Here is a 25482-nt window from a genome sequence, read left to right as displayed (position 1 = left end):
CCGGCGGCGCCGGACATCGAGGACGAGGTCACTTGTCGTCGGTCGTCAGCTCCGTCTCGTCTGTATTGAGCACGAACACCGCTAGCAGGCGCGCCGGCTTTGTCTTGCTGGCGTTCTTGCTGACGGCGTGATGATCGCCGGGAAATTCGGGAAAGCTCTCGCCGGCCTTGTAGGTCTTCTCCGGCCCGTCATTCACCTTGCTGGTGATCGCCCCTTCGAGAACGGTGGCGTAGATGAAGGCGGATTTCGGGTGGGTGTGGCCGGGCGACTGACCGCCCGGCTCATATTCCACCAGCACGGCCTTCATGCTCTTGCCGGGAACATTGGGCAGCTTCTGGTCAAAGACGACGGTCACCTTGGCTTTGCTGCCAGCGGCGTCAGCCTGAGTGCCGGCGGCAAGGACAAGCGCAAAGGCCGCCGCCGAGATGATTTTCCTGAGCATGTCTGGTCTCCTCGGTTGCTGAAGCAATTCCAGGAAAGTGCGAGCGGTCTCGCCTGGAATTCTGAAATCAATTGCTGAGGGCGGCTCTGCGCTGCTTGAAAGCTGAGCCGCTCCAGGAGTGGGTGGACAAGAGCCGGCTCGATGTCACGCGCTCTTTTTCTGGGGCGGCTGCTGGCGCAGCCAGTCGTCCAAGCGAATCTTGCCGAGCCGCGCATTGGCGCCGGCGACGAGCGACATGTCATCGAGCTCGACGCCGAAATAGCGGGCGTGCGGATCCGTCATCACCTGGCGCGGATCGTTCGTCGCCTTGAAGAGGCGCATGACGATATCGGTCAGCCGAATCTTCTCGGGGCCGCCGATTTCGATCATGCCGTTGACTGGTGCAGAGAGCGCCACGTCCGCCATGACGTCGGCGACGTCGTCCGAGGCGATCGGCTGAAGATAGGCCGGCGACAGATGCACCGCCTGGCCGACCGTGTTCGCCTGGGCGATGCCGGCCATGAATTCATGGAACTGGGTGGAGTGCACGATGGTATAGGGAATTCCGGAGCTCTTGATCAGCTCTTCCTGCGCCATCTTGGCGCGCATGTAACCGCTGCCCTGCAGCCGCTCCATGCCGACGATCGATAGCGCGATGTGGTGTTTCACGCCGGCCGCAGCTCCTGCCTTGAGCAGGTTGCGCCCCGAGGTCTGGAAGAATTCGAGCACGGCCTGGTCTTCGAAGGAAGGCGAGTTGGCGAGGTCGAGCACCACCTGCGCCCCGGCAAGCGCTTCGGCGACGCCTTTGCCGGTGATCGTGTCGACGCCCGAATTCGGCGAGGCCGGCAAAACGTCGTGTCCCTTCTTGCGCAATCTCTCCACGGTCTTCGAGCCGATGAGGCCGGTGCCGCCGATAACGACGATCTTCATGGTAATCTCCCTTGTTTACGAGGAATGTCCTCTGTTGATCTGCATTGCTGAATGAAGGCGAGCAGGAACTGCTCGGAGTCCCGAAACCGCGCACTTCACGAGGCCAGGCGGCTTCATTGGCCGGAACTGATCGCCAGCAGAATGCGCCGGATCGCGGGTTCGAACCATTCTCTCTCGGTCGCTGTCGACCTATGCCAAGGCAGTAGGGCGGCTAGTCCTGTGATCGAATTGTCTTGCGGAAATGAAGGGCGGTGCGCTGGTGTCGCCCCTCATCCGGCTGCCGCCACCTTCTTGGATGCGCAAAATGTAGGATACTGATGCCTGCCGGGCGGGTGGCCGCCCGCCCGGCAGTTGGTTGTCGGATCGTCACCTTCTTAGCCGTTTTGGGCTGTGGGGAGCAGGATCGCAACCGGCTCTTCATCTGGCCCGTGTGGTTGCAGGAACCTTGGGGTTCGTTCCAAGACAGGGACGACGAAGATGACCGATAATAGCATGATTTGTGCCGGAATCGATGTCGGCAAAAGCCATCTCGACATTGCCCTCCATCCCGGTAAGGCAAGGCTGAGGGTCACGTACGACACCGCTGGCCTGAAGGCGCTTGACGCCTTTCTTCGAGAGCATGACGTCAGCCGCATCGGCTTCGAAGCCTCTGGCGGCTATGAATGGCGGCTGCTGGCGCATCTGCGGGCCGGTAAGCGGCCGGCGGCGCGTCTGCAGCCGGCGCAATTGCGTTTCTTTGCCAAGAGCCGGCTCAAGCGAGCCAAGAACGATCGCCTCGATGCCGTGTTGATTGCGCTCTTCACGGCAAGTCTCGAGCACTTCCATGCTCTCTCGAAAGACGATGGACGCCACGATACCAGCAAAAATTAAACATGATTGCTCCCCGCGCGCGGGGAGCAGGGACATGCCGCAACGTCTCGGTTCCTCACCGACCTCTCGTATGGCACGTCCCCTCTCCCCGTTTTTACGGGGAGAGGGTTAGGGTGAGGGGTAGCTTCCGGGTCCGAACCGGGCAGACTTGCCTTTCTATCAGGTAAGCCTGACTGCCTCGAACAGCGCCGTCAGTCCTATGCCGCCGCCGATGCCGATCATGGCGAGACCGGTGGCGGCGGGCCTCCGACCATCCCCGCGGATGAGCTGGCTGTAGAGCCGGGTCACGAGGATCGCGCCGGAGGCGCCGAAGGGATGGCCGAGCGCCAGGGCGCCGCCCTCCTTGTTGACAGCGTCGGCTGATATATCCAGCTGATCGAGCGACGCCAGAACCTGGGCCGCGAAAGCCTCGTTGAATTCGATGGCGTCGATCGCGGAAAGCGACAGGTGAGGCTGGCGCTGCAGAAGCTTGTCCGTCGAGGCGACCGGGCCGATGCCGAGCAGGTTGGGGTCGACGCCGGCGGCGGCGCTGTCGATGAAGGCGAGGCCCTTTTCGATGCCGAGGCTTTTTGCCATGCCACGGCTCATGACGAGCACCAGGCAGGCGCCGTCGTTCACAGGGCAAGCATTGCCTGCCGTCACCGAGCCATCCGCCAGAAAAACAGGTTTCAGCTTTGCGAGCGCCTCGAGCGAGGTCGTCGGGCGCGGACATTCGTCTCGCGTTACGGGGCCGCTGGCGGTGGCGATCTCGACGATCTCCGGCCGGAAGCGGCCTGCTTCGGCCGCTGCGGCGGCGAGCCGGTGACTGCGTAGGGCGAACTCATCCTGAAGTCGGCGCGAGATGTCAAATTTGCGCGCAACATTTTCGGCGGCGATGCCCATCTCGGGATCGCCGATCGCCTCAGGTGAAAACCGCGCCCGCCCGTAAAAGCGCGGCACGGCGCCATTCGTCTTCGGTCGTTCCACGCGCCACGGCGCAGTGCTGACGCTTTCGACGCCGCCGGCAAGGAAACACGAACCGGCCTTCGCCTGGATCAGCCGAGCGGCCATGATGATCGCTTCGAGGCCGGAACCGCATTGCCGGTCGATCGCAACACCGGGAACGGCCATGGGCAGGCCGGCATGGAGGGCGGCCAGCCGGCCGATATTGCCGCCGCCGCCGGCGGCATTGCCGACCAGCACGTCGTCGATGGCATCGGGCGCAACGCCTGTTTCTGCGACGATCCGGCGGATGATGGGCGCAAGCAGGTCTTCGGCTGCAACCGTCGACAGCGAGCCGAAGGCCCGGCCGATCGGCGTGCGGTAGGCGGCGACCACGACCGGCTGCCAATCCTCGTCAGGCTGATAGGCGTAGGACAAGACCGTCTCCCGAAATCACCGATGCCTCTACCTGCCCGCGCGCGATCTTGCCGCTGCTCGTCATCGGCCAGGCGCCGATATGGTAGAACTGCCTGGGGATCTTGAACCTTGCAAGCCTGCCTGCGCAATGCTCGGCAAGCATTTTCGCATCCATCGCCTCCCCCGAGACGACGGCAACGATGCTTTGGCCGTAATAGGGGTCCGGCCGCCCGAAGACGACGGCATCTTCGACGCCGCGGCAGGTTTTGAGCGCGCTCTCGACCTCGGCGGGGTAAACGTTGTTGCCGCCCGATATCATCATGCCGCCCGCCCGGCCGATCACCAGCAGCATGCCATTTGCATCGATTTCGCCGAGATCGCCGACAGTCGCGCCCGCCGGAGTGACCCGGAATGCCTGGCCGTCGTTACCCCAGAGATAGCCGTCGGCAATCAGGTCGCTGTTGACGAAGATGGTGCCCGGCACATCGGTGCCGACATCGTTTTCCTCCGGGTCGCGAATGGAGATTTCGACGCCGGGATAGGCTCGCCCGACCCGGTCGATCGGAAAATCGATCGCGCCGCCAACGAGCGTCGAAACGGTCATGAAACCGATCTCGGAGGCGCCGTAATATTCCCGGATGCGCGCCTTCGGGAAAAGTCGGCGCATGGATTGGACTTCGTTGAGGTTCAGCTTGGCGCCGGCGGTCAGCACCTCGAGTAAGGATTCCATCGGCTCGCTCCATGCCCGGGCGATGCCCGCTATATGGGTGGGCACGGCAACCAGCCGCTCTATCTTTTCTGAGGAGAGAATGCGCGCGACCGCGCCGGCATCCCATTTCCCGATCGAATGGAAGGTTGCTCCGGCATCGAGCGCTTCGACGAGTGCGTAAAGCGAGAGCCCATGCGCCAGCGCTCCCGGGCACAGGGTCGAGGGCGCGTCCTGGAGTTCGAAAACGAGACGTCCCCGATCGAGGCTTCGGCGCCACTGTTCGCGCGAGCGGTAATAGGCCTTCGGCTCGGCTGTCGTGCCCGAGGTGAAGCCGATCAGGAAGGTCCCCTCGGCATCGACGGGCATGTCGTCTCCGGTCGCGGCGAGGTCAAAGGGCTCCGCGCCGGCGACGATCACGGGAACACCGAGCCGGCGGCCGATCTCGGCGCTTGCGCTGGCAGCATCATCGACGACAAGCGCGTCAGGCGCCAGGCGCTCGACGATGCGCTCGATCGTTGCCTCCGGCATCATCGGATCGATGACAGCGCAGGCATTCGCCAGTGCGGTGGCGGCGATAAAATACTCTGCAAAACCGATGTGATTGCCGAGGCTGACCGCTACAAGCTTCTCGACGCCGGGAAGATCGAATGAACGGCCGTTCGAGCGCGGAAGCGCCTGGATGAACCGGTAGATCGCGCCGGCGCGGCTATAGAGTTCGCCATAGCTCAGGGAGCCACCGTCGATCACGACCGCCGGCTTGTCCGGTCTCTCTGTGGCGTGTCGAAGAAGCTCCGCGTGGATCGGCATGGGTCAGCCCTGCGACAAGGCGGCTCTCGTCGCCTCGGGGATCGGCGTCGGGCGGCTGTCGGAAAGGCCGACGCAGACCCAGACGAGGCCGGCCGAGGCGCAATGGGCGCCGTCGCGCTGGCGATAGAGCTCGATCGTAAAGGAGAGGCTCGACCGCCCGATCTTCTCGACCTTGACCTTCGCCTCGACGACATCGTCGACGTCGATCGGGTTGTGAAAGGTGATCTCCGCCTTCTTCACGTGATAGGCAACGCCTGAGGTGGTGTGGCGGAAGTGGCTGAGGATCTCCCGGTGGCGCAGGAACTCGACGACCGCATCCTCGCAATAATCGAGATAAACCGAATTGTGGACATGGCCATAAATGTCGATGTCTCGCATCGAGACCCGGAACGATGCTAAAGGCCTATCGTCAACGCTCATTCGATCACCGAAATTTCGAAGGCGTGTTCTAACCGACTGTGTGGGGGATGCAAATGCAATATCAGGCGGTCGTGCGAAAATTCGGGCCGGCCGAGGAGGTCGTCGGCATCGAACGCGCCGATCTGGCGCCGCTTTCGCGAGACCAGGTTCGCGTTCGCCTGCTGGCGCGCTCGATTAATCCCTCCGATATCATCACCATCTCTGGCGCCTATGCCGGCCGCACGGCCCTGCCCTTCATCCCAGGCTTCGAAGCCTTCGGGGTGGTGGAAGAATGCGGCGAAGAGGTTCATGGGCTTGCGCCGGGGGCACGCGTGCTGCCGGTGCGCAGCGCCGGCGGATGGCAGGAGTTCAAGGATACCGATCCGAACTGGTGCCTTCGCGTGCCCGACGCTCTTTCGGATTTCGAGGCCGCGACCAGCTATGTCAACCCGATGACCGCCTGGCTGATGCTGCATAAGAAGATCGGGCTGAGACCCGGCATGCGTATCGCCATCAATGCCGCCGCCTCTTCGATCGGGTCTGTCCTGATCGGCATGGCAAACGCCGTTGGCGTCGAGCCGATCGCGATCGTCCGCAGCGAAGAATCTCTTGCGCACCTACATGGCCGGCTGGAGGCAGTTATCGTCGACAGGGCGGGCAGCGATCTCGCCGCCGGCCTCGCCGGCAGGTCCGGGCTCGATGCAGTGCTCGACTGCGTCGGCGGCGCGCGCGCCTCGGTACTTGCCGATGCGCTGAAGCCTGGCGGTTATTTCCTGCATTATGGTCTGCTTTCGGGTGAGAGCATCCCGCCGTCATTCTGGTCGTCCCATCCCGACATCGCCTTCTCCTATTGCCACCTCAGGGAATGGGTCCACTCCGAGGCGATGGGCGACGTCCAGCGCGCCTATGCAGAGGTGGCGGCGATGATCGCCTCCAAGGCGATCGCGACTGAGGTGCGGGAGGTCTATCCTCTGGAAATGATCGGCAAGGCGCTGCGCGCCGCCCTGCCCTTCCGCACGGGGGGAAAGGTGTTGCTGGCGTGATGGGGGCGCCTTATAGAAGCGGCAGCGACGCACGCCTTGAGCGCAAGCGAAAGGCAAATCACGAATACCAATTCTCGATCAGGTGGCAAGCATTGAGCTGTTGGTGATTTAAATTCTAACCTGTCTCATTCCGCTCCCGCGCCCTCAGGATTTCCGAATGGTTCCGGTCCGCCCAGCCGATCAGCGCTTTCATCGGGATCAGGAATGAGCGCCCCATCTCCGTCAGTTCATATTCCACCCGCGGCGGAACCTCAGGATAGACCGTGCGGCTGATGAAGCCGTCCTGTTCCAGATGCCGCAATGTCTTGGAGAGCATCTGTTTCGAAACGTCGCCGATCTCGCGCAGCAGCTCGTTGAAGCGTTTCTTTTCGTGTTCCAGCGCTTCGAGGGTGAGCAGGCTCCATTGATCACCGATGCGATCGAGCACACCTCTGATCGGGCAGCCGGCTCCAGGCTGTTGTTTCGGCTCGTTCCATTCCCCAGGCATGCCCTCTCCTCGGTCACCGCAGGCTGACCTTGCCACCAAAACCTGCCTTCTTGCCGGGCAAGGCGAGGTTTCATAGACCAGCTCTCATAGTCTGTCTTTTAGACTAGATCGCTGATCCATACCAAGGAGCTTGATGCATGAAATTTCAATCGCTTTTCGCGCTCGCCATTCTGGCAGGCATCGCCGCGCCTTCGGGCGCTTCTGCTGAATCGGCCGCTCGCGACTTGAAGATCGAGGAAGCCAACCGGAAGCTGGTGGTGGAATTTTACGACAAGTTCTTCAACAAGCACGATCTAACGGCCGCCTCGGTCGTTGCGGAGGATTACCGGCAGCACAATCCGCAGGTTCCCGACGGCAAGCAGCCGCTGATTTCCTTCTTCACCGGCTTCTTCAAGGACAATGCCCAAGCAAAGGCGGAGATCGTCCGCAGTGCCGCCGATGGCGATCTCGTCTGGCTGCATGTGCACGCGACGAACGGCGCCGACGACCGCGGCCAGGCCATCGTCGATATCTTCCGCGTCAAGGACGGCAAGATCGTCGAGCATTGGGACGTGATTCAGGCCGTTCCGAAAGAGGCGGCCAACAAGAACACGATGTTTTGAGGTCGATGGGGCCGGCTCCCGCCGGCCCATGGTTATGCCCATTGAGCTTTCAGTATTTCCGGCAGGAGCCTTTTACGAAAGTCCTCATCGTAGTTGCCCTGGAGCGCGAAGTGCATCTTGTCTTCGAGTGCGAGATAGGCGATGCCGTGGGCGGTGGACCAGGCGGCAAAGATCGGGGCGAGGTTCCGCGCTTCCAATAGTGCCTCCAAAGTCGTGCCGTTGACCCGCGCGATGGCTTCGGCGAAAGGCCAAAGAGCCCGTTTGCTCGTTTCTTCGTAGACCGGGTTCGTGCGGTTGACGAGATCCTTCCGAAACATCAGACGGAACCGGCCGGGATGGTCGAGCGCGAACGCGACATAGGCCGCGGCCAGGGCGCGCATTCTGCCGGCCGGTGTTCCGTCATTCACTGCCTCACCGAGATAGCGGGCCAGTTCCTCATAGCCCAGAATTGCAACTTCGGTCAGCAGGCCCGATGCGCTGCCGAAATGGTGCGCGGGCGCTCCCGGCGAAACGCCGGCTCGTCTCGCCGCATCGCGCAATGAAAACCCCTCTATGCCGTTTTCTCTCAGGATGTCGTCGGTGGCGGTGATCAGCGCCTTCCTCAGCTCCCCGTGATGATAGCCCCGCTTTTCAGACACTCCAGCGCTCCAAAATTTTTCGCACGTACATCTATACAGCGTTCAAATTGACGTCTATATATGCATCTTAACACTGTTCAAAATAGGATGCAAAGAACTGCTATGTCGAAGAACTGGCATATCACAGACACATCGTCCGGCTTTGCCCGGGAACTCATCCGGCTTTTGCTCGCCCGCGCAGATTTCGTAACGGCGACACTGGGCAAACCCGGAGCCTTCTCCACCGACTTCCAAAACTAACCGACTGGCGAGGCCGTCAGTCCGACGTGGCCCGCCGACCCATTCCATCAACTGAAGGTGCTGTCATGGCTATCTCATCCAATACCGCCAAGAAAAAAACCGCTTTGATCACCGGTGCCTCGTCCGGCATCGGCAATGCCACGACCCGGAAACTGCTGCAGGAGGGTTACCGGGTCTACGTCGCCGCGCGCCGCGTCGAGCAGATGCAGGAACTCGTGCAGCGCGGCGCCGTCGCCGTCCCGCTGGATCTCACCAAGGACGAGGAGATCATGGCGGCGGTCGAACGGATCGTCGCGGAATGCGGCTCGATCGATATTCTCATCAACAATGCCGGTTACGGCTCCTACGGGGCGATCGAAGATGTCCCGGTTGACGAAGGCCGCCGGCAGTTCGAGGTCAACCTCTTCGGGCTTGCCCGGCTGACGCAACTCGTGCTTCCCAAAATGCGCGAGAACAAGTTCGGAAAAATCGTCAACATCACCTCGATCGGCGGCAAAATCTACACGCCGTTCGGCGGCTGGTATCATGCGACGAAGCATGCACTCGAAGGCTGGTCGGACACGCTTCGCCTGGAAACCAAAGCCTTCGGGATAGACGTCGTCATCGTCGAGCCGGGCGGTGTCAAAACGGAATGGGGACATATCGCCGCCAACAATCTCAGGAAGACATCAGGCGGCGGCGCCTATGCCAAGGCCGCCAACAATGCCGCAGCCAGCATGCATGAAATCTATTCCGGCTCACGGCTGTCGGACCCCGCCGTTGTGGCGGCCACCATTCTGAAAGCCATCACCGCAGCCAGGCCAAAGACCCGGTATCATACCGGCTACATGGCAGGTCCGGTCTTGTGGCTGCGCCGCTGGCTGAGCGACCGGATGTTCGATCGCATCATCACGTCGATGGTCTGAGCGGCAGAAAGAGCAGCAGCAAGCCACTCTTAGCCGGCCGAGGCGGCGCTTCAGGAGAGCGGCAACTGCGTCGCACACCAGTCCCAGACCGCTTCCACAGCCTTTCGCGGCGATGACGAGCGCTTGCGCACGAGGTAGTAATCGGGTCCAATGGTCGCCGTCGCATCAGTCACCTGCACCAGCCGTCCGGCCTCGAGATCGGCCATGACGAAAGCACGGCAGGCGAGCACGACGCCCTGGCCGGCGAGTGCGGCGTCGAGCGCCAGGGTCGTATGGTTGAAGGCCGCGCCGGGCAGCTTCTCGCGCGTGCGCAGGAATAACGGCCAGTGATCGTGCGAGTCATGTAGAAGCGGCAGTTTGCGAAGCTGTTCGCCGCTTAGGGGCAAGGTCAGGCCCTTGACCAGATGCGGGCTTGCGACCGCCACAAGTTCCTGGCGAAACAGCAGTTGCGCCTGCAGGGTTGCCGGAAAAGGCGGGCGGGTGAGGCGTACCGCGATGTCTACCTGGTCGCGATCGAAATCGGCGAGCGCCTCGGTGGCGACCGTCCTGAGATCGATGTCGGGAAGGGCGGCATAGAGCTCGGCGAGCCGCGGGATCAACAGCCTGGTGGCGACCGTGGGGGTGGCGCTGATCGTCACCATTTCCGGCCGGTCGAGAAGCCGCCCGGTCGCTTCGGCAAGCGTATCGAAGGCGCGGGTCACGTCCGCCAGATAGGCCGTGCCATAGGCAGTGAGCGCAAGGCCGCGGGCAAGGCGTTGGAACAGCCTGAGGCCGAGCTGATCCTCCAGCGCGCGAACCTGCTGCGCGACCGCGCCCTGCGTGACGCCCAGTTCTTCGGCGGCGGCGCGGAAATTCAGCCTGCGGCCGGAGACCTCGAAGGCGCGCAGGGCATTCAGGGGCGGCAGCGTGCGGCGGGATTGGTTCATCGGCATATCCAGTAGATTTTCTACAGTCTGGCAGCTTTCTTTCTCACGCGAAAGTCCCATCAGCATCTGCCATAATGCTGCGCAAAATCAGCTATCGGAGGTTTCAATGTCTGAAGGAAAAGTCGCTCTCATCACCGCCGGCGGGTCCGGCATGGGGGCGGCGGCCGCCAGGAGGCTCGCCGCGGACGGCTATCGCGTCGCTGTTCTCTCTTCCTCCGGCAAGGGAGAGGCGCTGGCAAATGAGCTCGGCGGCGTCGGCGTCACCGGCTCGAACCAGTCGAACGACGACCTGAAGCGGCTCGTCGATCTGGCGATGGAGCGATGGGGGCGGATCGACGCGCTGGTCAATTCCGCCGGTCACGGTCCGCGTGCGCCGATCCTCGAAATTTCAGACGAGGACTGGCACAAGGGCATGGAGGTCTATTTCCTCAGCGCCGTGCGGCCGACCCGCCTGGTGACGCCGATCATGGAAGCCCAGGGCGGCGGTGCGATCGTTAACATTTCGACGGCATGGGCCTTCGAGCCTTCGCCGATGTTCCCGACCTCTGCGGTCGCCCGCGCGGGACTGGCAAGCTTCACCAAGATCTTCGCCGACACCTATGCGGCCAAGAACATCCGCATGAACAACGTCCTGCCCGGCTGGATCGACAGCCTGCCCGCGACCGACGAGCGGCGGGACAGCGTTCCGATGGGCCGCTACGGCACGAGCGATGAAATCGCCGCCACCATCGCCTTCCTCCTGTCGGAAGGTGCGGGCTACATCACCGGCCAGAACATCCGCGTCGACGGCGGCATCGCCCGTTCCGTCTGAGCGACTGCCGGTGGATCTGACTGACATCGATGCCTCGGCATGGGCGGAGCTGGAAACGGCTGCGGCGGATCCGCAGTCGGGTTTCCGCTATGTGAGCCTCTGCTCCGTCGATACCGAGGCGAAGCCGCAGGCGCGCATGGTCGTGCTGCGTGCAGCCGATAGGTCGGCGCGGTGTCTCGAATTTCATACGGATACGCGCAGCTCCAAATGGCTGGAACTTTCAGTCAATTCCCGCGTCACGATCCTCGGCTTCAGCGCCGAGAGCCGGCTGCAGCTTCGGCTTCAAGGGGCGGTCGAGCTTCATGGGCCGGGAAGCGGAGGTGCTAATGCCGCGTGGGGGAGGCTGCCCGCGCGGACGCGGATGACCTATGCGGGCGGCCCGCCCGGGGACGAGCGCGCCTTCGAAATGATCGACGCGGCAGAGCCTGCGGATGAGGCCGAGGGGAAGACGCGCTTTGGCGTCTTGATCTTCCGGGCCTGGACGCTGGACTGGTTCCAGCTGCGGCAGCAGGACAATCGACGCGCGCTGTTCTGTTATGACGAAGCCGGCGCCCTCTCTTCTTGCCGCTGGGTCAATCCCTGACCTGAAATCGCCGCGCTTTCGGACGTTGAGCGGAGGCGATCAATCGTCCCTGGGGGCGGTCCGATTTCGGCGTCGCCAGCCCGTGAGTTCCAGCGTCAGGATGCGAGTTTCGAGCAGGTTGAAGATGCGCAGCACCGCCTCGATCGCCTCGAAGGGCTTGGTCAGGAAATCCTTTGCGCCGAGGGAAAGCGGATGGACGGCCGAGCGAAATCAGGAGTAGCATCCGCGCGGCAGCGGCAGGTCGCCGAAACGGCCGGCCGCGGGAGACGCGATGATGAAGCACAGACTGTTTCGCCTGATGTTCGGGGTGCTGGCATTTGCTTCCGCACCGCCGGTTTCCGATGCCTTTGCCGCAGCCCAGCCCATCTTCTGGAGCGCTTTGAGGCCGGCCGAACAGGCCAAGGCGACAATGCCGCTGTCGGGCAAGACGGTCAGCGGCCCGCAGGGCGAAACGTTTGCCTGGCATGACGAAGGCCAGCCAGTCGAATTGACGGGCTTCGTGCTGCCGGTCGACCAGGATGGTGATCTCGTCTACGAATTCATGCTGGTCCCCTGGGCCGGAGCCTGCAGCCACATGCCTTCCCCTCCGCCCAATCAGTTGGTCCGCGTCGTTCCGCAGGAGCCTCTGCACCTCGAAAGAATCTACGAGACCGTCACCGTAACGGGCAGCCTGCGGCCCGGCTTGGACCAGGCGCAGTTCTTCATGATCGACGGCGTCCGCGTCCTTGCCTACGGCTACAGCATGAGCCATGCCCAGGTGGCGAAAGCGACGGCGACCGATGATCCCGATCTGCTGACGCTCTCGCCTTTCGGCATTCTGCCTCGCTAGCGGAACGGCTTCTTGCATGAGTGACGCCAGCCGCGTATATACATAATTATATATACGATCCGTGGAGCGTTCTCTGTGCCGCAATATGCGCGCGTCTTTCAATCCGGCAATTCGCAGGCCGTCCGGCTGCCGAAGGAGTTTCGCTTCGACGTCGATCAGGTGGAAGTGACACGGGAAGGCGATGCGATCATTCTGCGGCCGCGGACCGATCACGGCGGCCGCTGGGCCTCGTTGCGCAGCGCCCTGGAGCGCGGCCTCAGCGACGATTTCATGGCGGAGGGACGTGAGCAGGCAGAAGATCAGGAGAGAACTGGCCTTCAGGACTTGTTCAAGTGATCACTCATCTCATCGATACCAATGCGGTGATCGCTCTGATCGGCCGGAAGTCCGACATGCTGCTCGCCCACGTCATGGACAGCGACGAGGGTTCGATTGGGCTGTCGAGCATCGTCATGCAAGATCTCTATTACGGCGCCTACAAGAGCGCGAAAATTTCCTACAATCTCGAAACCCTGCGCCTGTTCATGGCGGATTTCCCGACCGTCGGTTTCGAGCGCGAGGATGCGCTGGCCGCTGGAGAGATCCGCGCGGCGTTGGCGGCAAAGGGACCACCGATCGGTCCTTACGATGTGCTGATAGCCGCGCAGGCGAAGACGCGGGATCTTGTTCTTATTTCGAACAACGTCGGGGAGTTCCGGCGCGTGGATGGCCTGCGCGTCGAGAATTGGACGACCGGGCGGTAGCCCCGGAGAGCTTCAGCCGGCGTTTCGGCACGCACTATCCGCCTCTTCACGCAGCCGGTTTATACGGAGAGGAATCCACACTGCCTTCACTCGTATCAGATGTCGAAGGCGCTCGGCAGGATCACCACGTCGCGGATCGTCACGTTGCGCGGCCGGGTCAGCATGAAGATCACTGCTTCCGCCACGTCGCAGGGTTCGATCAGCGCGCCCGCCTCTTTTGCCTTGCGCAGGTTTTCCGCAGGCCAGTCTTTCAGCAGAGCGCTGCTGACAGGTCCGGGCGAGACGGACCCCACGCGGATGCCGTTCTTGAGGAGCTGCCGCCGCATGGTCTGGACGAAGCAATGCATCGCCCATTTCGAAGGCGAATAGACCGGCTCCCACGGAACCGGGGCATGGCCCGCGACCGAACTGGTGACGATGATGTCTCCCGTCCCTCTTTCGATCATGTGCGGCATGACCGTCCGGACGTTCTTGATGACCACGTTGACGTTGAGATTGAGCATGCGGTCGATCGCATCGAGATCGGCATCCGCCAGATCCCCGCCGATATAGGTGCCGGCATTGGCATGGAAGATGTCGAGCTGGCCGGCCTTCGAGAGAATGCCGTCCAGCAGGCCGGCGCACTCCTCGGGTTTCAGAAGGTCGAGCGGCAGCGCGATCGCCCTCTCACCGAGCCTGCCGCAGGCCGCACTCAGCGCCGCCTCGTCCCGATCGATCATCACGACCGTGCCGCCCGCCGCGATGATCGCCTCGGTCGTCGCCAATCCAATGCCCGAGGCAGCTCCGGTAATGGCCGCGACTTTACCTTGCAAACCTTTCATATCCACTCCTCCAAATGTGTCGATCATCTATCGCATGCGGGATCGGTCATGGCTAGAAGTTCGCGGCGTGGCGGGATGATCTGGGCGATTGGGCGGTGGTGCCTCTGAACTCTCTTCCGTCATTCTCGGGCTTGTCCTGGCTTGTCCCGAGCATCTGCTTCCGGTCGATAGGGCAGCAGATCCTCGGCACAAGGCGGAGGACGACGCCGAGTAAAATGAAACGGCTGCGGAAAGGTGGCCGGAGGCCAACCCCACACTTCTCATTCCTGTGCCTGTCACAGGAATCCAGCCACCGCGCGTCCGCGCGGTGAATGACTATTTTGAAAACAAGGGAGTTTCCTGCGCCCAAGGACTTGGGCGCGCTGGATCCCTGTGACATCCCTCGGGCGAAGCCTGAGGTCAAAGGGATGAGGGAAGGATGGTGGTGCCCGCGCCCCACCAACCATCACGTGCGGCGAGGATCGGAAGCTTGGACGGTTGTAGCCGCCCCAGGACATTCACAAAAGATGCCGGGCGCGGCCGAAAGCCGCGCCCGGGCAAAACTTGCCGAACCGATCAGACGAGATCGAAGCGGTCGGCGTTCATGACCTTGTTCCAGGCGGCGACGAAGTCCTTGACGAACTTTTCTTTGGCGTCGGCCTGGCCGTAGACTTCGGCGAAGGCGCGCAGCTGCGAGTGCGAGCCGAAGATCAGGTCGACGCGGGTACCGGTCCACTTAGGCGCACCCGTCTTGCGGTCGCGGCCTTCATAGACGCCGTCCTTGCCGGCGGCGGGAACCCACTGCGTGGCCATGTCGAGCAGGTTGACGAAGAAGTCGTTCGTCAGTGTCTCGGGGCGCGAGGTGAAGACGCCGTGCTCGGGATTGCCTGCCTTCAGCACGCGCAGGCCGCCGACGAGGACGGTCATCTCAGGCCCGGTCAGCGTCAAGAGCTGGGCGCGGTCGACGAGCGCTTCTTCCGGCTTCATGAACTGATGGCGCTTGTCGTTCACATAGTTGCGGAAGCCGTCGATGCGGGGCTCGAGCGGCGCGAAGGAATGCGCGTCGGTCTGGGCTTCGGACGCGTCCATGCGGCCCGGCGTGAAGGGCACGCTGACGGCGTTGCCGCCCGCTGCCGCGGCCTTTTCGACGCCGGCAGCACCGGCAAGCACGATCAGATCGGCGAGCGAGATCTTCTTAGCCCCCGTCTGGGCTGCGTTGAAGTCCTTCTGGATGCCTTCGAGAACACCGAGCACCTTGGCGAGCTGCGCCGGCTGGTTGGCTTCCCAGTCCTTCTGCGGGGCAAGACGGATGCGCGCGCCATTGGCGCCGCCGCGCTTGTCGGAACCGCGGAAGGTCGAGGCCGACGCCCAGGCGGTCGAGACCAGTTCCTGCACGGAAAGGCCCGTGGCGAGAACCTTGGCCTTGAGGTCGGCAATGTCCTTGTCGTCGACGAGCGGATGGTCGACGGCTGGGATCACGTCCTGCCAGATCAGGTCTTCAGCCGGAACTTCAGGGCCGAGGTAGCGCACCTTCGGTCCCATGTCGCGGTGGGTCAGCTTGAACCAGGCGCGGGCGAAAGCGTCGGCGAACTCACCGGGATTTTCGAGGAACCGGCGCGAGATCTTCTCATAGATCGGGTCGAAGCGCAGCGACAGATCGGTGGTCAGCATGGTCGGAACATGCTTCTTACCCGCCTCATAAGCATCCGGAATGGTGGCTTCGGCGTTCTTGGCCCGCCACTGATGCGCGCCGGCCGGGCTCTTCGTCAGCTCCCACTCGTTGGCAAAGAGGTTTTCGAAGAAATAGTTGCTCCACCTGGTCGGCGTCTGCGACCAGGTGACCTCGAGGCCGGCGGTGATCGCGTCCTTGCCGACGCCGGTGCCGAACGTGCTCTTCCAACCAAGGCCCTGGTCTTCGATCGCGCCGCCTTCCGGCTCGGCGCCGATAAAGGACGGGTCGCCTGCGCCATGGGTCTTGCCGAAGGTGTGGCCGCCGGCGATCAATGCCACGGTTTCCTCGTCGTTCATTGCCATGCGAGCGAAGGTTTCACGGATGTCTCGGGCCGCAGCGACCGGGTCTGGATTGCCGTTCGGGCCTTCCGGGTTGACGTAGATGAGGCCCATCTGCACGGCGCCGAGCGGCTCTGCCAGCTGGCGTTCGCCGCTGTAGCGCTCATCGCCGAGCCAGGTGCCCTCAGGGCCCCAATAGAGCTCCTCGGGCTCCCAGACGTCGGCGCGGCCGCCGGCGAAGCCGAAGGTCTTGAACCCCATCGATTCGAGCGCGACGTTGCCGGTGAGAATCAGGAGGTCGGCCCAGGAGATGCGGTTGCCGTATTTCTGCTTGATCGGCCAGAGCAGCCGGCGGGCCTTGTCGAGGTTGGCATTGTCAGGCCAGGAGTTCAGCGGTGCGAAACGCTGCTGGCCCTGGCCGGCGCCGCCGCGGCCGTCGGTGATGCGATAGGTGCCGGCGCTGTGCCAGGCCATGCGGATGAACAGGCCGCCGTAATGACCGAAGTCGGCCGGCCACCAGTCCTGCGAATCCGTCATCAGCGCGTGAAGATCCTTCTTCAGCGCGTCGAGATCGAGCTTCTTGAACTCCTCGGCATAGTCGAAGTCCCTGCCCATCGGGTCGGCACGGCCGGAATTGTGATGAAGAATCTGCACGTTCAGCTGGTTCGGCCACCAGTCGCGGTTGGCTCTGCCGCGCGGCGTATTGCCATGGGCTACAGGACATTTTCCTGTGCTGTCAGTGGGGTTGTCCATGATCGTCTCCTTCATTGCTTGATCGGTCGGCGGTTCAAAAAGATGAGCCGAGCTGGCGCCCCACTCTCTCCCTGGCAGTCTTCATATCGGAAGCGTTCAATAATTTTAAGTTGGATTTACTGATTGCTGCGATAAGCTCAGGTTATGAAGAATCTTACCCTGAAACAGCTACGCTATTTCGAAGCCCTGGCGCGGGATGGCCGCTTCCGCCGCGCGGCCGACGCCTGCGCCATCTCCCAGCCGGCGCTCTCCATGCAGATCAAAGAACTCGAGCAGGAATTGGGCGGCGAGCTCTTCGAGCGCAGCGCGCGCGAGGTGAAGCTTACCCCGTTCGGCCAGAGCTTCGCGCTGAGGGTCCGAGACATCCTGCGCGCCGTCGACGAATTGGGGGAGTTTGCCCGAGCCTCGCGCGAATCCTTCCTCAAGCGCCTGCGCATCGGCATCATTCCGACGATCGCGCCCTATCTGCTGCCGGCAATTATAAACGATCTCAACGAAACCTTCGCCGGAATTCAGATCGAGGTGCGCGAGACGCAGACGGGCAGGCTGGTTCATGAACTGGCGCAGGGCCAGCTCGACATGGCGATCGTCGCGCTGCCGGTGTCGGAACCCTCGCTCACCGAGCTCGAGCTTTTCAGGGAAGAATTCGTGCTGGTCCGGCGGCAGGAGGATGGAGACAAGCCGGTGCCCGAGCGCGAGGCGCTGCGCGAAATGCGGCTGCTGCTGCTCGAAGAGGGCCACTGCTTCCGCGACCAGGCGCTGTCCTTCTGCAAGGTGGGCCCTGCCCGCCCGCGGGAGATCATGGAAGGCAGCTCGCTCTCCACCCTCGTCCAGATGGTCGGCGCCGGCATCGGCGTCACCCTGATCCCTGAGATGGCCGTTCCGGTCGAAACGCGGTCGGCGCCTGTCTCAATCTCCCGCTTCCCCGCGCCGCAGCCGTCGCGGACGATCGGCATGGTCTGGCGCAATTCGACGCCGATGGCCAAGCAGCTGCAGGAAGTCGCCGAGGCGGTGCGCCGCTCGGCCGAGACTATGCGCGCGCAGGATGCGCTCACGTGACGGACCTTGGCCGTCATCCTAGCGTCTAAGACCCGCCCCTCACCTCAACTGCGGCGCTTGAACGTATGCTCGGCTGCTGGAAATTTGCGCGCGCGCACCTCCTCGGCATAAGAGGCGGCAGCGTCCGCGACCCTCTTGCCGAGCTCGTCGTAGCGCTTGACGAAGCGCGGCTTGAAATCATTGAAGAGGCCGAGAATGTCGTCGGAAACCAGGATCTGGCCGTCGCAGGCGGAAGAGGCGCCGATGCCGATTGTCGGTATGTGGATTGAAGTCGTCATCTCGCGGGCGAGCGGCTCCACCGTGCCCTCGACGACGACGGCGAAGGCGCCCGAGCCGCCGATCGCATGCGCGTCGCGGCGGATCTTCGAGGTTTCGTGTTCGGAATGGCCGACGGAGCGATAGCCGCCGGCGGTGTGGACGAGCTGCGGCATCAGGCCGATGTGACCGAGCACGGGAATGCCCCGCTTCGTCAGGAAGGCGATGGTTTCGGCCATCTCCTCGCCGCCTTCGAGCTTGACGGCGTCGCAGCCGGTTTCCTGCATGATGCGCACGGCGTTGCGGAAGGCAATCTCCTTCGATTCCTGGTAGCTGCCAAAGGGCATGTCGACGACGACGCAGGCATTGGCGACGCCGCGCATCACGGCCTTGCCATGGGCGATCATCATGTCGAGCGTCACGCCGATCGTGGTCTCCATGCCGTAGAGCACCATGCCGAGCGAATCCCCGACCAGCAGCAGGTCGCAATGCTCGTCGAGGAGGCGCGCCATCGGCGTCGTATAGGCGGTGAGGCAGACGATCGGCTTACCGCCCTTCATGGCTGCGATTCGCGTCGGCGTCAGGCGCTTCTGAGATCCGGTGGCGCTCATTTCGTCACTCCCTTTCCCGGCTGGCCGCTCATTCGGTTGTCCCGGATCATTCTGTTCCCGCTCGCCGGGCTGCTGTTGTCTCCGACAACTCTGTTGTCGAGAAGCCGCGTCGTGCCGATCCTCACGAAGAGCGCCACGACGATGGCGCCTTCGAGCGAAGCGACCGGCGCCAGTGTTACCGCATCCCTGACGGCGACGACTTCGGGTTTTGCCAGAGGCTCGCGGCCAATGAAGGCGGTGAGTTTCGCCTCAAGTTCTTGCGCATCGGTGATGCCTTCGGCGATGAGCCGCTCGGCCTCATCGAGCGCCTGCGGAACGATCACCGCCGCGCGCCGCTCATCGGGGCTGAGATAGACATTGCGCGACGACAAGGCGAGGCCGTCGCTGTCGCGCACGGTCGGCACAGAGATCACCCGCACCGGCACGGCGAGATCTTCCACCATGCGCTTGATGATGACGACCTGCTGGTAGTCCTTCTCCCCGAAATAGGCAGTTTGCGGCTGGACGATGTTGAAAAGCTTGGTGACGACGGTGGCGACGCCGGCAAAATGGCCGGGCCTGACTGCGCCTTCGAGTTCGCGGCCGAGATCGGGAACGTCGACCACCGTCTTCATCGGGCGGGGATACATATCCTCGACGCCGGGCGCGAAGAGGAAATTCACGCCGGCCTGCTTGAGCATGTCGCCATCGCGCTCCAGATCGCGCGGATATTTGCCGAGGTCTTCGGCCGGGCCGAATTGCAGCGGATTGACGAAGATTGAGACGACGACGATGTCGTTCTCGGCCCGGGCGCGCGTGACGAGCTTGAGATGTCCGGCGTGGAGATAGCCCATGGTCGGAACGAGGCCGACGGTGCGCCCCTGCCGCTTCAGCGCATCGAGCGTGTGGCGCAGCTCTTCAATATTCGAGAAAACCCGCATACATCCTCCCCGCGGCCGGTCACTCATCTTGGGCGCGGATAAGAAGTGTAATCGAAGCGGGAGGTCAATGCACTTCCGTGACAAAAAACGATTAGATGCATGGCGGGCCGATAAACCGACCCATATCCGCTCGGGAATCTTTGTCTCGCATCCGGCTTGCCGCAGGGCTAGCAATGTGCGACCTGCGCCTCTATCTACCCTCTCCGTCAAGATACCATCACAGTCGGCGGTTATGGAGAATGCATGGACAAACCCTGGAAGATCAGCCGCGGCCCGATTGCGGCGACCGAGCTCGACGTGGAAAAGGCCAACGCGATCAACACGCTGTTGGTGCGGCCAGTCGGCGTGCTTCCGACAAAGGCGGGAGATCCGGTCCTTCCCTTCGCCGTCGGCCTGTTCAACGAGCTGCGCCCTCTCCTGAAGCCCGATGCCGGCGTGACGACGCTTCGGCGCGCGACCGCGGCCTATGTCCATTGCCGGCGCTATTATTTCGCCAGCGCTCAGCCCGATTCCATGCGCCATAACATCGACGGCGAACCGGTCGAGCCGCTGTCGGAGGAAGACCGATTGGTTGCGCAGAAGCGTTTCCTGAGCCTCAAGCAGAGCGCCGCGAAGGCCGAGGAACCCGAGCCGGCACCTGTCGTGGTTCCCGCTCCTGTGCTGAGCAAGAACGAACAGATCCGCGCCGCACTTCTGCGCGGCAGGAAGAACGCCGTCAGCTGAGCTTGGCGACAGGTGGATCTTTTGCGCGCAGGAGCGCCATCAGCATCGGCCCCAACGCGAACTCACCTCGCTCGGCGCGCCGCGTGAGGTCCCGGAGATAGCCGCCGGCGGAATGGATGCACCCTCCCCTCTGCAGAATGCAGGCGATGACAGTGGCGGCGTTTTCCGGTCCCATCACCACGCACGCCTGCTCATAGGCAGATGGGCTGACGTGAAGCATCGTGCGCACCACGATAACAGCCGTCATCAGATCCCGCCAACTGCCGATCGCGCCGCCCGGACCGTAATCGGAAATGTGGGGGCAGGCCTGGAGAATCATGGTGAGCGGGAAGGATTTGAGTTCGGTTGCCCTCTTCCTGACGGCGAAGCGCCATCGCTCCCCGCCACTCGCCTGCGCTTCCGGACTGTCATCCTCCGGTTTCGTCTCCGGCTGATCATTGCGCTCGGCCCGCCTCTCCGCCGTCACCCCCTGTCCGCTTTCGAGACCCGCTTCAAATTCAATTATGGATTCGGGGTGAGAATTCTGTATGTGGCGCTCAATTTGGGATTCACTGGCGCTCGGCATCTGCATTTTCTCATGCAGCTCCAACAGGTTGACGATTTTCTCGCGGGTTATCTCGAGTTCTTTGAGGATGGGCGGGAGGTTTTCCAGACTTGCAGCCTTCGGAATACGCTGCAGGATCGCCTGGAACGTCGAAGAGATGCGCTGCCAGTCGCCGGGAACAGCTTCCTCGACGGCTGCGGAAATCAGCTTGCCGATGTCGCGCCGGCAGATCGTCAGCCGCTCCTTCAGACCACGCAGCATCTGCCGGTCGGCGGCGATGCGCGCCGCCATCGTCTCGATGTCGCCGGCGCGGGCGAGAAGCGGGGCGAGGCTGAAGCCATAGGCCTCGTCGATCCCGCCTTCCCGGCTGCGGCGCACATAACGCTTGCCGTTCGGGCTGTCCTTGCGGGAGATGAGGCCGGCTCCGACCAGCGCGGCAAGATGCCGGCGCAAAGTTGCGGCGGCCATGCCGCGAGCTCGGAGCGAAAGCTGCGCGTTGGAGGGAAAGACAACCAGCGGCTTTTCGCTGGAGAGTTCGTCCTCAGGATAAAATGTCAGCAACGCATCGAGCACCGTCAGCGCCCGGTCGGTGACATCCAGCCCTGCCCGCGCCTCGCAGACCGATCGGAACAGTTTCCATTTGTTGCGCGTCGTTCCGGCCGCGATCGCCTCGCCTCGCCGCTGTTTCAGCAGCATGGCAAGCGACATCGGCCGCCGCCCGAAGGGCGTCGTCACATAGTCACTCTCCATTTCCTTCACCTCTCATCAGGCAAAAGAAATCCGCTCACCGAAACGATGCGAGGAGGAAAAGTGCCGCAGCGTCATTTGCGCGTCTGAAAAGACGCCGAGGCCCTGCAGGACTCTTGACTGGGATTCGTGAAAATGCGATTCTCTGTCTTGCTTAAGGATGTGAGAAGGGCTTCCACGACTCGTTCGTTTGGGGGCCTTTTTCTTTTGCGGTTTCAGTCTCCTTGTTTGCCCTCCTCGGCGAGGAATTGCTCATAGAGCGCATCCAGCCTGCCGGAGAGAAATTCTCCGAAGCGGCCGGCATTTCTCGCCTTCATCGAGAGCGAGAACGCCTTGCCGTCATTCTTCATTTCCGCCTGGACGGCTTTGTCCCGCGGCTGCCATTTCACCTTCCTCGCGGCGACGGTTTTCTTGACCGGCCGGGCGCTTTTGTTCAGCGCCGCATAGAGCGCTTCGAAACGTTTGTCGGAAGGTAACTGATGAAAGTTGTCGTCGTGCAGGACCTTGGCGACACTTGCCGCATTGGCCGATTTTCCGGCGAGCAGCGACAGTTCCACCCAGCGCTCGCGGCCGACGCCGGGCGCCGGTCCGATTGCCTGGACGACCTCCGGCGAGATGCGGTCCATTACCGACAGCATCTTCGAGACCAAAGCCGCATTGGCGGCAAGTGCGGTCGAGACGACCTCCCTGTCGTAACCGAGCTCCTCCAGCCGCCGGGCGAAGAGTGCGCGCTCGATGAAGGTGAGGTCGGCGCGGGCCGAATTCTCTTGCCCCTGGGCGATCACGTGGGTCCGGTCGTCGATCACCTTGACGACGGCACGGACATTGCGGCCGAGTTCGCGGGCGGCGCGCAGCCGCCGGTGACCAAAGACCACCTGATAACGTCCGTCGATCCTGGCGTGGGGACGCACCAGGATGGGCGTGTCCTGTCCGCGCGCGCGGATCGCTTCGACGAGCGCTTGGAAGTCCTCGTCATCCTCGGACAGGCGGTCCTTGATGAAGGAGGCTTCGACGAGATCGGGGTCGAGATCGACCACCGCCTCGCCCTCCAGGAATTTTTCCGCCTGCTTGGCAAGCTCATCCAGCGAGCGGACGAGCGAGCGGCCCGCCCCGCGCATCGGATAATTCGGCGCGCCTGCGTTTTCATCAGGCATATCGGCCAGCCCTTCCAGCAGATTCTTTCGTGCCATCAGCGTCCTCCGATTGCGGTCATTGCATTGATTTGCTTCACGGAAACGGTGAATTTGTCAGCCGACAAATTCACCGCCCCCATGCCTGGTGAATAAGGCCGGCGATCTCCGTGTTGACGGCGTCCATCGCCTCCAGCGCGCGATCATAGGTTCCCCGGTTCATCGAGGCGCGCTCGACCTCGTAAAGCGTTTGCTTGGTGATCCCGGCATCCGAGATCGCGGTGGATTTGACCATCTGGTTCTTCAGCATGAATTCGTGGAACATCGTCGACATGAAGCCGACCATCTGCGCCTGCGGCACATCGGTCGGCTCGTAGCGGGTGATGAGATAGCGATACCAGGAGAGGTTCACCTCGGCGCCGGCGGCGCGGATTGGCTTCAGGATGCCGCCGAGCATCAGAAGGAACTGGCCCATCGACATGACGTCGAGCATTTGTGGATGGATGGTAATCAAAACGCTGGTCGCGGCTGTCAGCGCCGTCAGCGTGAGGTAGCCGAGCTGCGGCGGGCAATCGATGACGACGACGTCGTAACGATCGTCGACCTCGGCAAGCGCGCGAGAGATGCGGGTGAAGAAGGTCTTGCCGTCATTGGTCGACTTGTCGGCCATGGCAAGCGGCGTATCGTATTCATATTCCTGCAGGTCGAGATTGGCCGGCACGATGTCGAGACCGGGAAAATTCGTCTTGTGGATGATCTCGGAGAGTGGCTTCTTCTCGCCGTCATAGCGGATCGCTTCATAGAGCGAGGCGGCCTGGTCGAACTCCGGCTGGAAGCCGTGCAGGGATGAGAGCGATGCCTGAGGATCGAGGTCGACGGCGAGTACGCGGTGGCCGGTCAACGCCAGATGCTGGGCAAGATGGGCAGCCGTCGTCGTCTTGCCCGAGCCGCCCTTGAAATTGACGACGGCGACGACCTGTAGCTTCTCATGAGCGCGGCGATGGGGCACATACATGCGGCTTTCGGAGCGGCCATGCGCATCGAGATAGCGCCTCAGCTCGAGCATCTGCTCAGCGCTGTAGGAGCGCCGCCCAGAAGGCGAGGTCTGCGGGCAGGGGCCTTTGCCCTCGAGATGCAGTTTCTTCAGCGTGCTCTGCGAAGCGCCGACATAACTGGCGACCTCGGCAAGAGAAAAGCTGCGCAGCGTCTTCTTCGCGTTCGGCGGAAAGCGCTGCACGCTCAAGAGATGCAGCTTCTTCGAAATCACGTCGCCGTGCTCGAGAATCTGATCCTCGAAATAGAGCGGCGCGGCCTTCACGGCGTTCGAATTAGCGTTCATCGGCAGCAATCTTTCGGATAACGGTTTTCGGGATCAAAAGCCCCTGTAACCGTTATTATCCGCGATTCTCCGATACCGGCCAAGAAATTTAAGGTTAACGCATATTAACCTTTTCGATGCTCGTCCAAGCACTTGCCGGATCTGCGTGATGTCCGGACGACCGGGTATTTTTGGGCCGGGGGCGCTGACAAAGCGCCCCCGGCGGCGCCCGGCCGAAGGGGAGGGGGCATTCGGCGGGCTTTAACTCAATGGCGCTTCGCCTGTGGTAATGCGCTGCTCGTCGGCGCCGAAGAGGTGAACGGTGTCGTGGCCGGGGGCGATCCTCAACACGTCGCCGGGGGCGGCCCGGATTCGCTCGCGGAAGACGCAGGTCAGCGTCTGCCCTCCGAGCCGCACGAGCACGAGTGTTTCCGAGCCTGTGGGCTCGACGACGACGGTCGTCACTTCGATGCCGTTGGGGTCGAGCATGATATGTTCGGGGCGAATGCCGTAGGTCACGGCATCCTTCGGCCGGCGTTCGCTCGGCAGCAGCAGCCCGTCCACGGTCCTGAACCCGTCTTCGCTCATGCTGCCCTTGATGAAATTCATCGCCGGCGAGCCGATGAAACCGGCGACGAACAGATTGTTCGGGCGGTCGTAGAGTTCGAGCGGCGAGCCCGATTGCTCGATCAGCCCGTCCTTCATGACGACGATCTTGTCTGCCATGGTCATGGCTTCGATCTGGTCGTGGGTGACGTAGATAGTCGTCGTCTGCAGCCGCTGATGCAGTTCCTTGATCTCCGAGCGCATCTGCACCCGAAGTTTGGCATCGAGGTTCGACAAAGGCTCGTCGAACAGGAAGACGGCCGGATCGCGCACGATCGCCCGGCCCATGGCGACGCGCTGACGCTGGCCGCCCGAAAGCTGCTTCGGATAACGCTCCAAGAGGTTTTCCAGCCCGAGGATTTTTGCCGCATTGCCGACGCGCTGATCGATCTCCGATCTCGGCATGCGCTTCATACGCAGCGAGAAGCCCATGTTCTTCGCCACCGTCATATGCGGATAGAGCGCGTAGTTCTGGAACACCATGGCGATGTCGCGGTCTTTGGGCGCAAGCTCGTTGACGATGTGCTTGCCGATCTGGATCTTGCCCGAGGTGATGCCCTCCAGGCCGGCGATCATTCTGAGCAGCGTCGATTTTCCGCAGCCGGAGGGGCCGACCAGGACGACGAATTCGCCATCGCCGATATCGACGGACACGCCTTTGATGGCTTTGAACGCGCCGTAGTCCTTGCGCGCATTGCTGACCGAAACATGGGCCATGAAACTCC

27 protein-coding genes are annotated in these 25482 nt (G+C 62.6%); 11 read left to right on the top strand and 16 right to left on the bottom strand.

Annotated features, from left to right (window positions below):
• Positions 1 to 28 precede the first annotated feature (28 nt).
• Together PH551_RS06010 and PH551_RS06005 are read right to left on the bottom strand one after the other, a co-directional pair.
• Positions 29 to 442, bottom strand: a complete 414-nt coding sequence (locus tag PH551_RS06010; protein WP_285192261.1) for a cupin domain-containing protein — start codon at positions 440 to 442, stop codon at positions 29 to 31.
• Between the two features lie 144 nt (positions 443 to 586).
• Positions 587 to 1351 carry an SDR family oxidoreductase gene (locus PH551_RS06005; RefSeq protein ID WP_285192260.1) on the bottom strand — a complete coding sequence of 255 codons (765 nt, stop codon included), beginning with the start codon at positions 1349 to 1351 and terminating at the stop codon, positions 587 to 589.
• A 477-nt stretch (positions 1352 to 1828) separates the two neighbouring features.
• Between PH551_RS06005 and PH551_RS06000 the strand changes: the two genes are divergently transcribed.
• Positions 1829 to 2221, top strand: a complete 393-nt coding sequence (locus PH551_RS06000) for an IS110 family transposase (protein ID WP_285192259.1) — start codon at positions 1829 to 1831, stop codon at positions 2219 to 2221.
• Positions 2222 to 2380: 159 nt separating this feature from the next.
• Here PH551_RS06000 and PH551_RS05995 read toward each other — a convergent pair whose 3' ends face one another.
• Genes PH551_RS05995 through PH551_RS05985 form a run of 3 tightly spaced genes read right to left on the bottom strand, consistent with a single transcriptional unit; the run spans position 2381 to position 5495 of the window.
• Positions 2381 to 3580 carry a thiolase family protein gene (locus tag PH551_RS05995; protein WP_285192258.1) on the bottom strand — a complete coding sequence of 400 codons (1200 nt, stop codon included), beginning with the start codon at positions 3578 to 3580 and terminating at the stop codon, positions 2381 to 2383.
• Complete coding sequence (locus PH551_RS05990; RefSeq protein ID WP_285192257.1) at positions 3558 to 5075, bottom strand: class I adenylate-forming enzyme family protein; 1518 nt, start codon at positions 5073 to 5075, stop codon at positions 3558 to 3560. Before PH551_RS05990 ends, PH551_RS05995 begins: the two co-directional genes overlap by 23 nt.
• Before the next feature lie 3 nt (positions 5076 to 5078).
• Positions 5079 to 5495 (bottom strand): acyl-CoA thioesterase, encoded by a 417-nt coding sequence (locus PH551_RS05985; protein ID WP_285192256.1) that lies wholly within the window; start codon positions 5493 to 5495, stop codon positions 5079 to 5081.
• A 53-nt stretch (positions 5496 to 5548) separates the two neighbouring features.
• On the opposite strand from PH551_RS05985, the gene PH551_RS05980 reads away from it, so the two are divergent.
• A complete protein-coding gene (locus tag PH551_RS05980) occupies positions 5549 to 6517 on the top strand; it encodes a zinc-dependent alcohol dehydrogenase family protein (protein ID WP_285192255.1) in 969 nt (322 codons plus the stop codon).
• A gap of 115 nt (positions 6518 to 6632) precedes the next feature.
• On the opposite strand, the gene PH551_RS05975 is transcribed toward PH551_RS05980, so the two are convergent.
• Positions 6633 to 7004, bottom strand: a complete 372-nt coding sequence (locus tag PH551_RS05975) for a winged helix-turn-helix transcriptional regulator (protein WP_285192254.1) — start codon at positions 7002 to 7004, stop codon at positions 6633 to 6635.
• A gap of 137 nt (positions 7005 to 7141) precedes the next feature.
• Between PH551_RS05975 and PH551_RS05970 the strand changes: the two genes are divergently transcribed.
• Positions 7142 to 7606 (top strand): nuclear transport factor 2 family protein, encoded by a 465-nt coding sequence (locus tag PH551_RS05970; protein WP_285192253.1) that lies wholly within the window; start codon positions 7142 to 7144, stop codon positions 7604 to 7606.
• Between the two features lie 32 nt (positions 7607 to 7638).
• Here the strand turns inward: PH551_RS05970 and PH551_RS05965 are convergent, their stop codons facing one another.
• Positions 7639 to 8244: a TetR/AcrR family transcriptional regulator gene (locus tag PH551_RS05965; RefSeq protein WP_285192252.1), complete on the bottom strand. Its 606-nt coding sequence runs from the start codon at positions 8242 to 8244 to the stop codon at positions 7639 to 7641.
• Positions 8245 to 8549: 305 nt separating this feature from the next.
• Between PH551_RS05965 and PH551_RS05960 the strand changes: the two genes are divergently transcribed.
• Entirely contained in the window at positions 8550 to 9389 is an 840-nt protein-coding gene (locus PH551_RS05960; RefSeq protein ID WP_285192251.1) for an oxidoreductase, read from the top strand.
• 50 nt (positions 9390 to 9439) lie between these two features.
• Here PH551_RS05960 and PH551_RS05955 read toward each other — a convergent pair whose 3' ends face one another.
• Positions 9440 to 10315: a LysR substrate-binding domain-containing protein gene (locus PH551_RS05955; protein ID WP_285192250.1), complete on the bottom strand. Its 876-nt coding sequence runs from the start codon at positions 10313 to 10315 to the stop codon at positions 9440 to 9442.
• Between the two features lie 106 nt (positions 10316 to 10421).
• Here PH551_RS05955 and PH551_RS05950 point away from each other — a divergent pair, with 106 nt between their 5' ends.
• The 5 genes from PH551_RS05950 to PH551_RS05930 all read left to right on the top strand — a co-directional run bounded on the left by PH551_RS05950 (position 10422) and on the right by PH551_RS05930 (position 13281).
• Entirely contained in the window at positions 10422 to 11126 is a 705-nt protein-coding gene (locus tag PH551_RS05950; protein WP_085781310.1) for an SDR family oxidoreductase, read from the top strand.
• A 10-nt stretch (positions 11127 to 11136) separates the two neighbouring features.
• Complete coding sequence (locus PH551_RS05945; protein ID WP_285192249.1) at positions 11137 to 11709, top strand: PNPOx family protein; 573 nt, start codon at positions 11137 to 11139, stop codon at positions 11707 to 11709.
• 271 nt (positions 11710 to 11980) lie between these two features.
• Positions 11981 to 12538, top strand: a complete 558-nt coding sequence (locus PH551_RS05940; RefSeq protein ID WP_285192248.1) for a DUF3299 domain-containing protein — start codon at positions 11981 to 11983, stop codon at positions 12536 to 12538.
• A gap of 75 nt (positions 12539 to 12613) precedes the next feature.
• A complete protein-coding gene (locus PH551_RS05935; protein ID WP_285192247.1) occupies positions 12614 to 12874 on the top strand; it encodes an antitoxin in 261 nt (86 codons plus the stop codon).
• The gene (locus PH551_RS05930; RefSeq protein ID WP_285192246.1) at positions 12871 to 13281 is read left to right on the top strand and encodes a type II toxin-antitoxin system VapC family toxin; all 411 of its coding nucleotides are present in this window, start codon (positions 12871 to 12873) and stop codon (positions 13279 to 13281) included. The genes PH551_RS05935 and PH551_RS05930 overlap by 4 nt, the downstream gene beginning before the upstream one ends.
• Positions 13282 to 13376: 95 nt before the next feature.
• Here the strand turns inward: PH551_RS05930 and PH551_RS05925 are convergent, their stop codons facing one another.
• A complete protein-coding gene (locus PH551_RS05925; protein ID WP_285192245.1) occupies positions 13377 to 14102 on the bottom strand; it encodes an SDR family oxidoreductase in 726 nt (241 codons plus the stop codon).
• 555 nt (positions 14103 to 14657) lie between these two features.
• A complete protein-coding gene (katG, locus tag PH551_RS05920) occupies positions 14658 to 16844 on the bottom strand; it encodes a catalase/peroxidase HPI (RefSeq protein ID WP_285192244.1) in 2187 nt (728 codons plus the stop codon).
• A 144-nt stretch (positions 16845 to 16988) separates the two neighbouring features.
• Here katG and PH551_RS05915 point away from each other — a divergent pair, with 144 nt between their 5' ends.
• Positions 16989 to 17903, top strand: coding sequence for a hydrogen peroxide-inducible genes activator (locus PH551_RS05915; protein ID WP_285192243.1), 915 nt, complete (start codon positions 16989 to 16991; stop codon positions 17901 to 17903).
• A gap of 44 nt (positions 17904 to 17947) precedes the next feature.
• Here PH551_RS05915 and panB read toward each other — a convergent pair whose 3' ends face one another.
• The gene (gene panB / locus PH551_RS05910; RefSeq protein WP_184459863.1) at positions 17948 to 18769 is read right to left on the bottom strand and encodes a 3-methyl-2-oxobutanoate hydroxymethyltransferase; all 822 of its coding nucleotides are present in this window, start codon (positions 18767 to 18769) and stop codon (positions 17948 to 17950) included.
• Positions 18766 to 19689: a pantoate--beta-alanine ligase gene (panC, locus tag PH551_RS05905; protein ID WP_285192242.1), complete on the bottom strand. Its 924-nt coding sequence runs from the start codon at positions 19687 to 19689 to the stop codon at positions 18766 to 18768. The genes panB and panC overlap by 4 nt, the downstream gene beginning before the upstream one ends.
• Before the next feature lie 243 nt (positions 19690 to 19932).
• On the opposite strand from panC, the gene PH551_RS05900 reads away from it, so the two are divergent.
• Positions 19933 to 20412 carry a ProQ/FINO family protein gene (locus PH551_RS05900; RefSeq protein WP_285192241.1) on the top strand — a complete coding sequence of 160 codons (480 nt, stop codon included), beginning with the start codon at positions 19933 to 19935 and terminating at the stop codon, positions 20410 to 20412.
• Here the strand turns inward: PH551_RS05900 and repC are convergent.
• The 4 genes from repC to PH551_RS05880 all read right to left on the bottom strand — a co-directional run bounded on the left by repC (position 20405) and on the right by PH551_RS05880 (position 25474).
• Complete coding sequence (gene repC, locus PH551_RS05895; RefSeq protein WP_285192240.1) at positions 20405 to 21706, bottom strand: plasmid replication protein RepC; 1302 nt, start codon at positions 21704 to 21706, stop codon at positions 20405 to 20407. The genes PH551_RS05900 and repC overlap by 8 nt on opposite strands.
• Positions 21707 to 21918: 212 nt before the next feature.
• A complete protein-coding gene (gene repB, locus PH551_RS05890) occupies positions 21919 to 22893 on the bottom strand; it encodes a plasmid partitioning protein RepB (protein WP_285192239.1) in 975 nt (324 codons plus the stop codon).
• 70 nt (positions 22894 to 22963) lie between these two features.
• Entirely contained in the window at positions 22964 to 24172 is a 1209-nt protein-coding gene (gene repA / locus PH551_RS05885; RefSeq protein WP_285192238.1) for a plasmid partitioning protein RepA, read from the bottom strand.
• 240 nt (positions 24173 to 24412) lie between these two features.
• Positions 24413 to 25474, bottom strand: a complete 1062-nt coding sequence (locus PH551_RS05880; protein ID WP_085782018.1) for an ABC transporter ATP-binding protein — start codon at positions 25472 to 25474, stop codon at positions 24413 to 24415.
• Between the last annotated feature and the right edge of the window lie 8 nt (positions 25475 to 25482).

It is taken from the genome of Rhizobium atlanticum (genome assembly GCF_030182485.1).
GTDB lineage: Bacteria > Pseudomonadota > Alphaproteobacteria > Rhizobiales > Rhizobiaceae > Rhizobium.
Note: the sequence above shows the minus strand (reverse complement) of the source record. Positions and strands in the feature narration are given on the sequence as shown.

Coding starts and splice junctions, on each gene's coding strand:
- PH551_RS06010 (WP_285192261.1), bottom strand. CDS start 442: ATGCTCAGGAAAATCATCTCGGCGGCGGCCTTTGCGCTTGTCCTTGCC.
- PH551_RS06005 (WP_285192260.1), bottom strand. CDS start 1,351: ATGAAGATCGTCGTTATCGGCGGCACCGGCCTCATCGGCTCGAAGACC.
- PH551_RS06000 (WP_285192259.1), top strand. CDS start 1,829: ATGACCGATAATAGCATGATTTGTGCCGGAATCGATGTCGGCAAAAGC.
- PH551_RS05990 (WP_285192257.1), bottom strand. CDS start 5,075: ATGCCGATCCACGCGGAGCTTCTTCGACACGCCACAGAGAGACCGGAC.
- PH551_RS05985 (WP_285192256.1), bottom strand. CDS start 5,495: ATGAGCGTTGACGATAGGCCTTTAGCATCGTTCCGGGTCTCGATGCGA.
- PH551_RS05980 (WP_285192255.1), top strand. CDS start 5,549: ATGCAATATCAGGCGGTCGTGCGAAAATTCGGGCCGGCCGAGGAGGTC.
- PH551_RS05975 (WP_285192254.1), bottom strand. CDS start 7,004: ATGCCTGGGGAATGGAACGAGCCGAAACAACAGCCTGGAGCCGGCTGC.
- PH551_RS05970 (WP_285192253.1), top strand. CDS start 7,142: ATGAAATTTCAATCGCTTTTCGCGCTCGCCATTCTGGCAGGCATCGCC.
- PH551_RS05960 (WP_285192251.1), top strand. CDS start 8,550: ATGGCTATCTCATCCAATACCGCCAAGAAAAAAACCGCTTTGATCACC.
- PH551_RS05955 (WP_285192250.1), bottom strand. CDS start 10,315: ATGAACCAATCCCGCCGCACGCTGCCGCCCCTGAATGCCCTGCGCGCC.
- PH551_RS05950 (WP_085781310.1), top strand. CDS start 10,422: ATGTCTGAAGGAAAAGTCGCTCTCATCACCGCCGGCGGGTCCGGCATG.
- PH551_RS05940 (WP_285192248.1), top strand. CDS start 11,981: ATGATGAAGCACAGACTGTTTCGCCTGATGTTCGGGGTGCTGGCATTT.
- PH551_RS05925 (WP_285192245.1), bottom strand. CDS start 14,102: ATGAAAGGTTTGCAAGGTAAAGTCGCGGCCATTACCGGAGCTGCCTCG.
- katG (WP_285192244.1), bottom strand. CDS start 16,844: ATGGACAACCCCACTGACAGCACAGGAAAATGTCCTGTAGCCCATGGC.
- PH551_RS05915 (WP_285192243.1), top strand. CDS start 16,989: ATGAAGAATCTTACCCTGAAACAGCTACGCTATTTCGAAGCCCTGGCG.
- panB (WP_184459863.1), bottom strand. CDS start 18,769: ATGAGCGCCACCGGATCTCAGAAGCGCCTGACGCCGACGCGAATCGCA.
- panC (WP_285192242.1), bottom strand. CDS start 19,689: ATGCGGGTTTTCTCGAATATTGAAGAGCTGCGCCACACGCTCGATGCG.
- PH551_RS05900 (WP_285192241.1), top strand. CDS start 19,933: ATGGACAAACCCTGGAAGATCAGCCGCGGCCCGATTGCGGCGACCGAG.
- repC (WP_285192240.1), bottom strand. CDS start 21,706: ATGGAGAGTGACTATGTGACGACGCCCTTCGGGCGGCGGCCGATGTCG.
- repB (WP_285192239.1), bottom strand. CDS start 22,893: ATGGCACGAAAGAATCTGCTGGAAGGGCTGGCCGATATGCCTGATGAA.
- repA (WP_285192238.1), bottom strand. CDS start 24,172: ATGAACGCTAATTCGAACGCCGTGAAGGCCGCGCCGCTCTATTTCGAG.
- PH551_RS05880 (WP_085782018.1), bottom strand. CDS start 25,474: ATGGCCCATGTTTCGGTCAGCAATGCGCGCAAGGACTACGGCGCGTTC.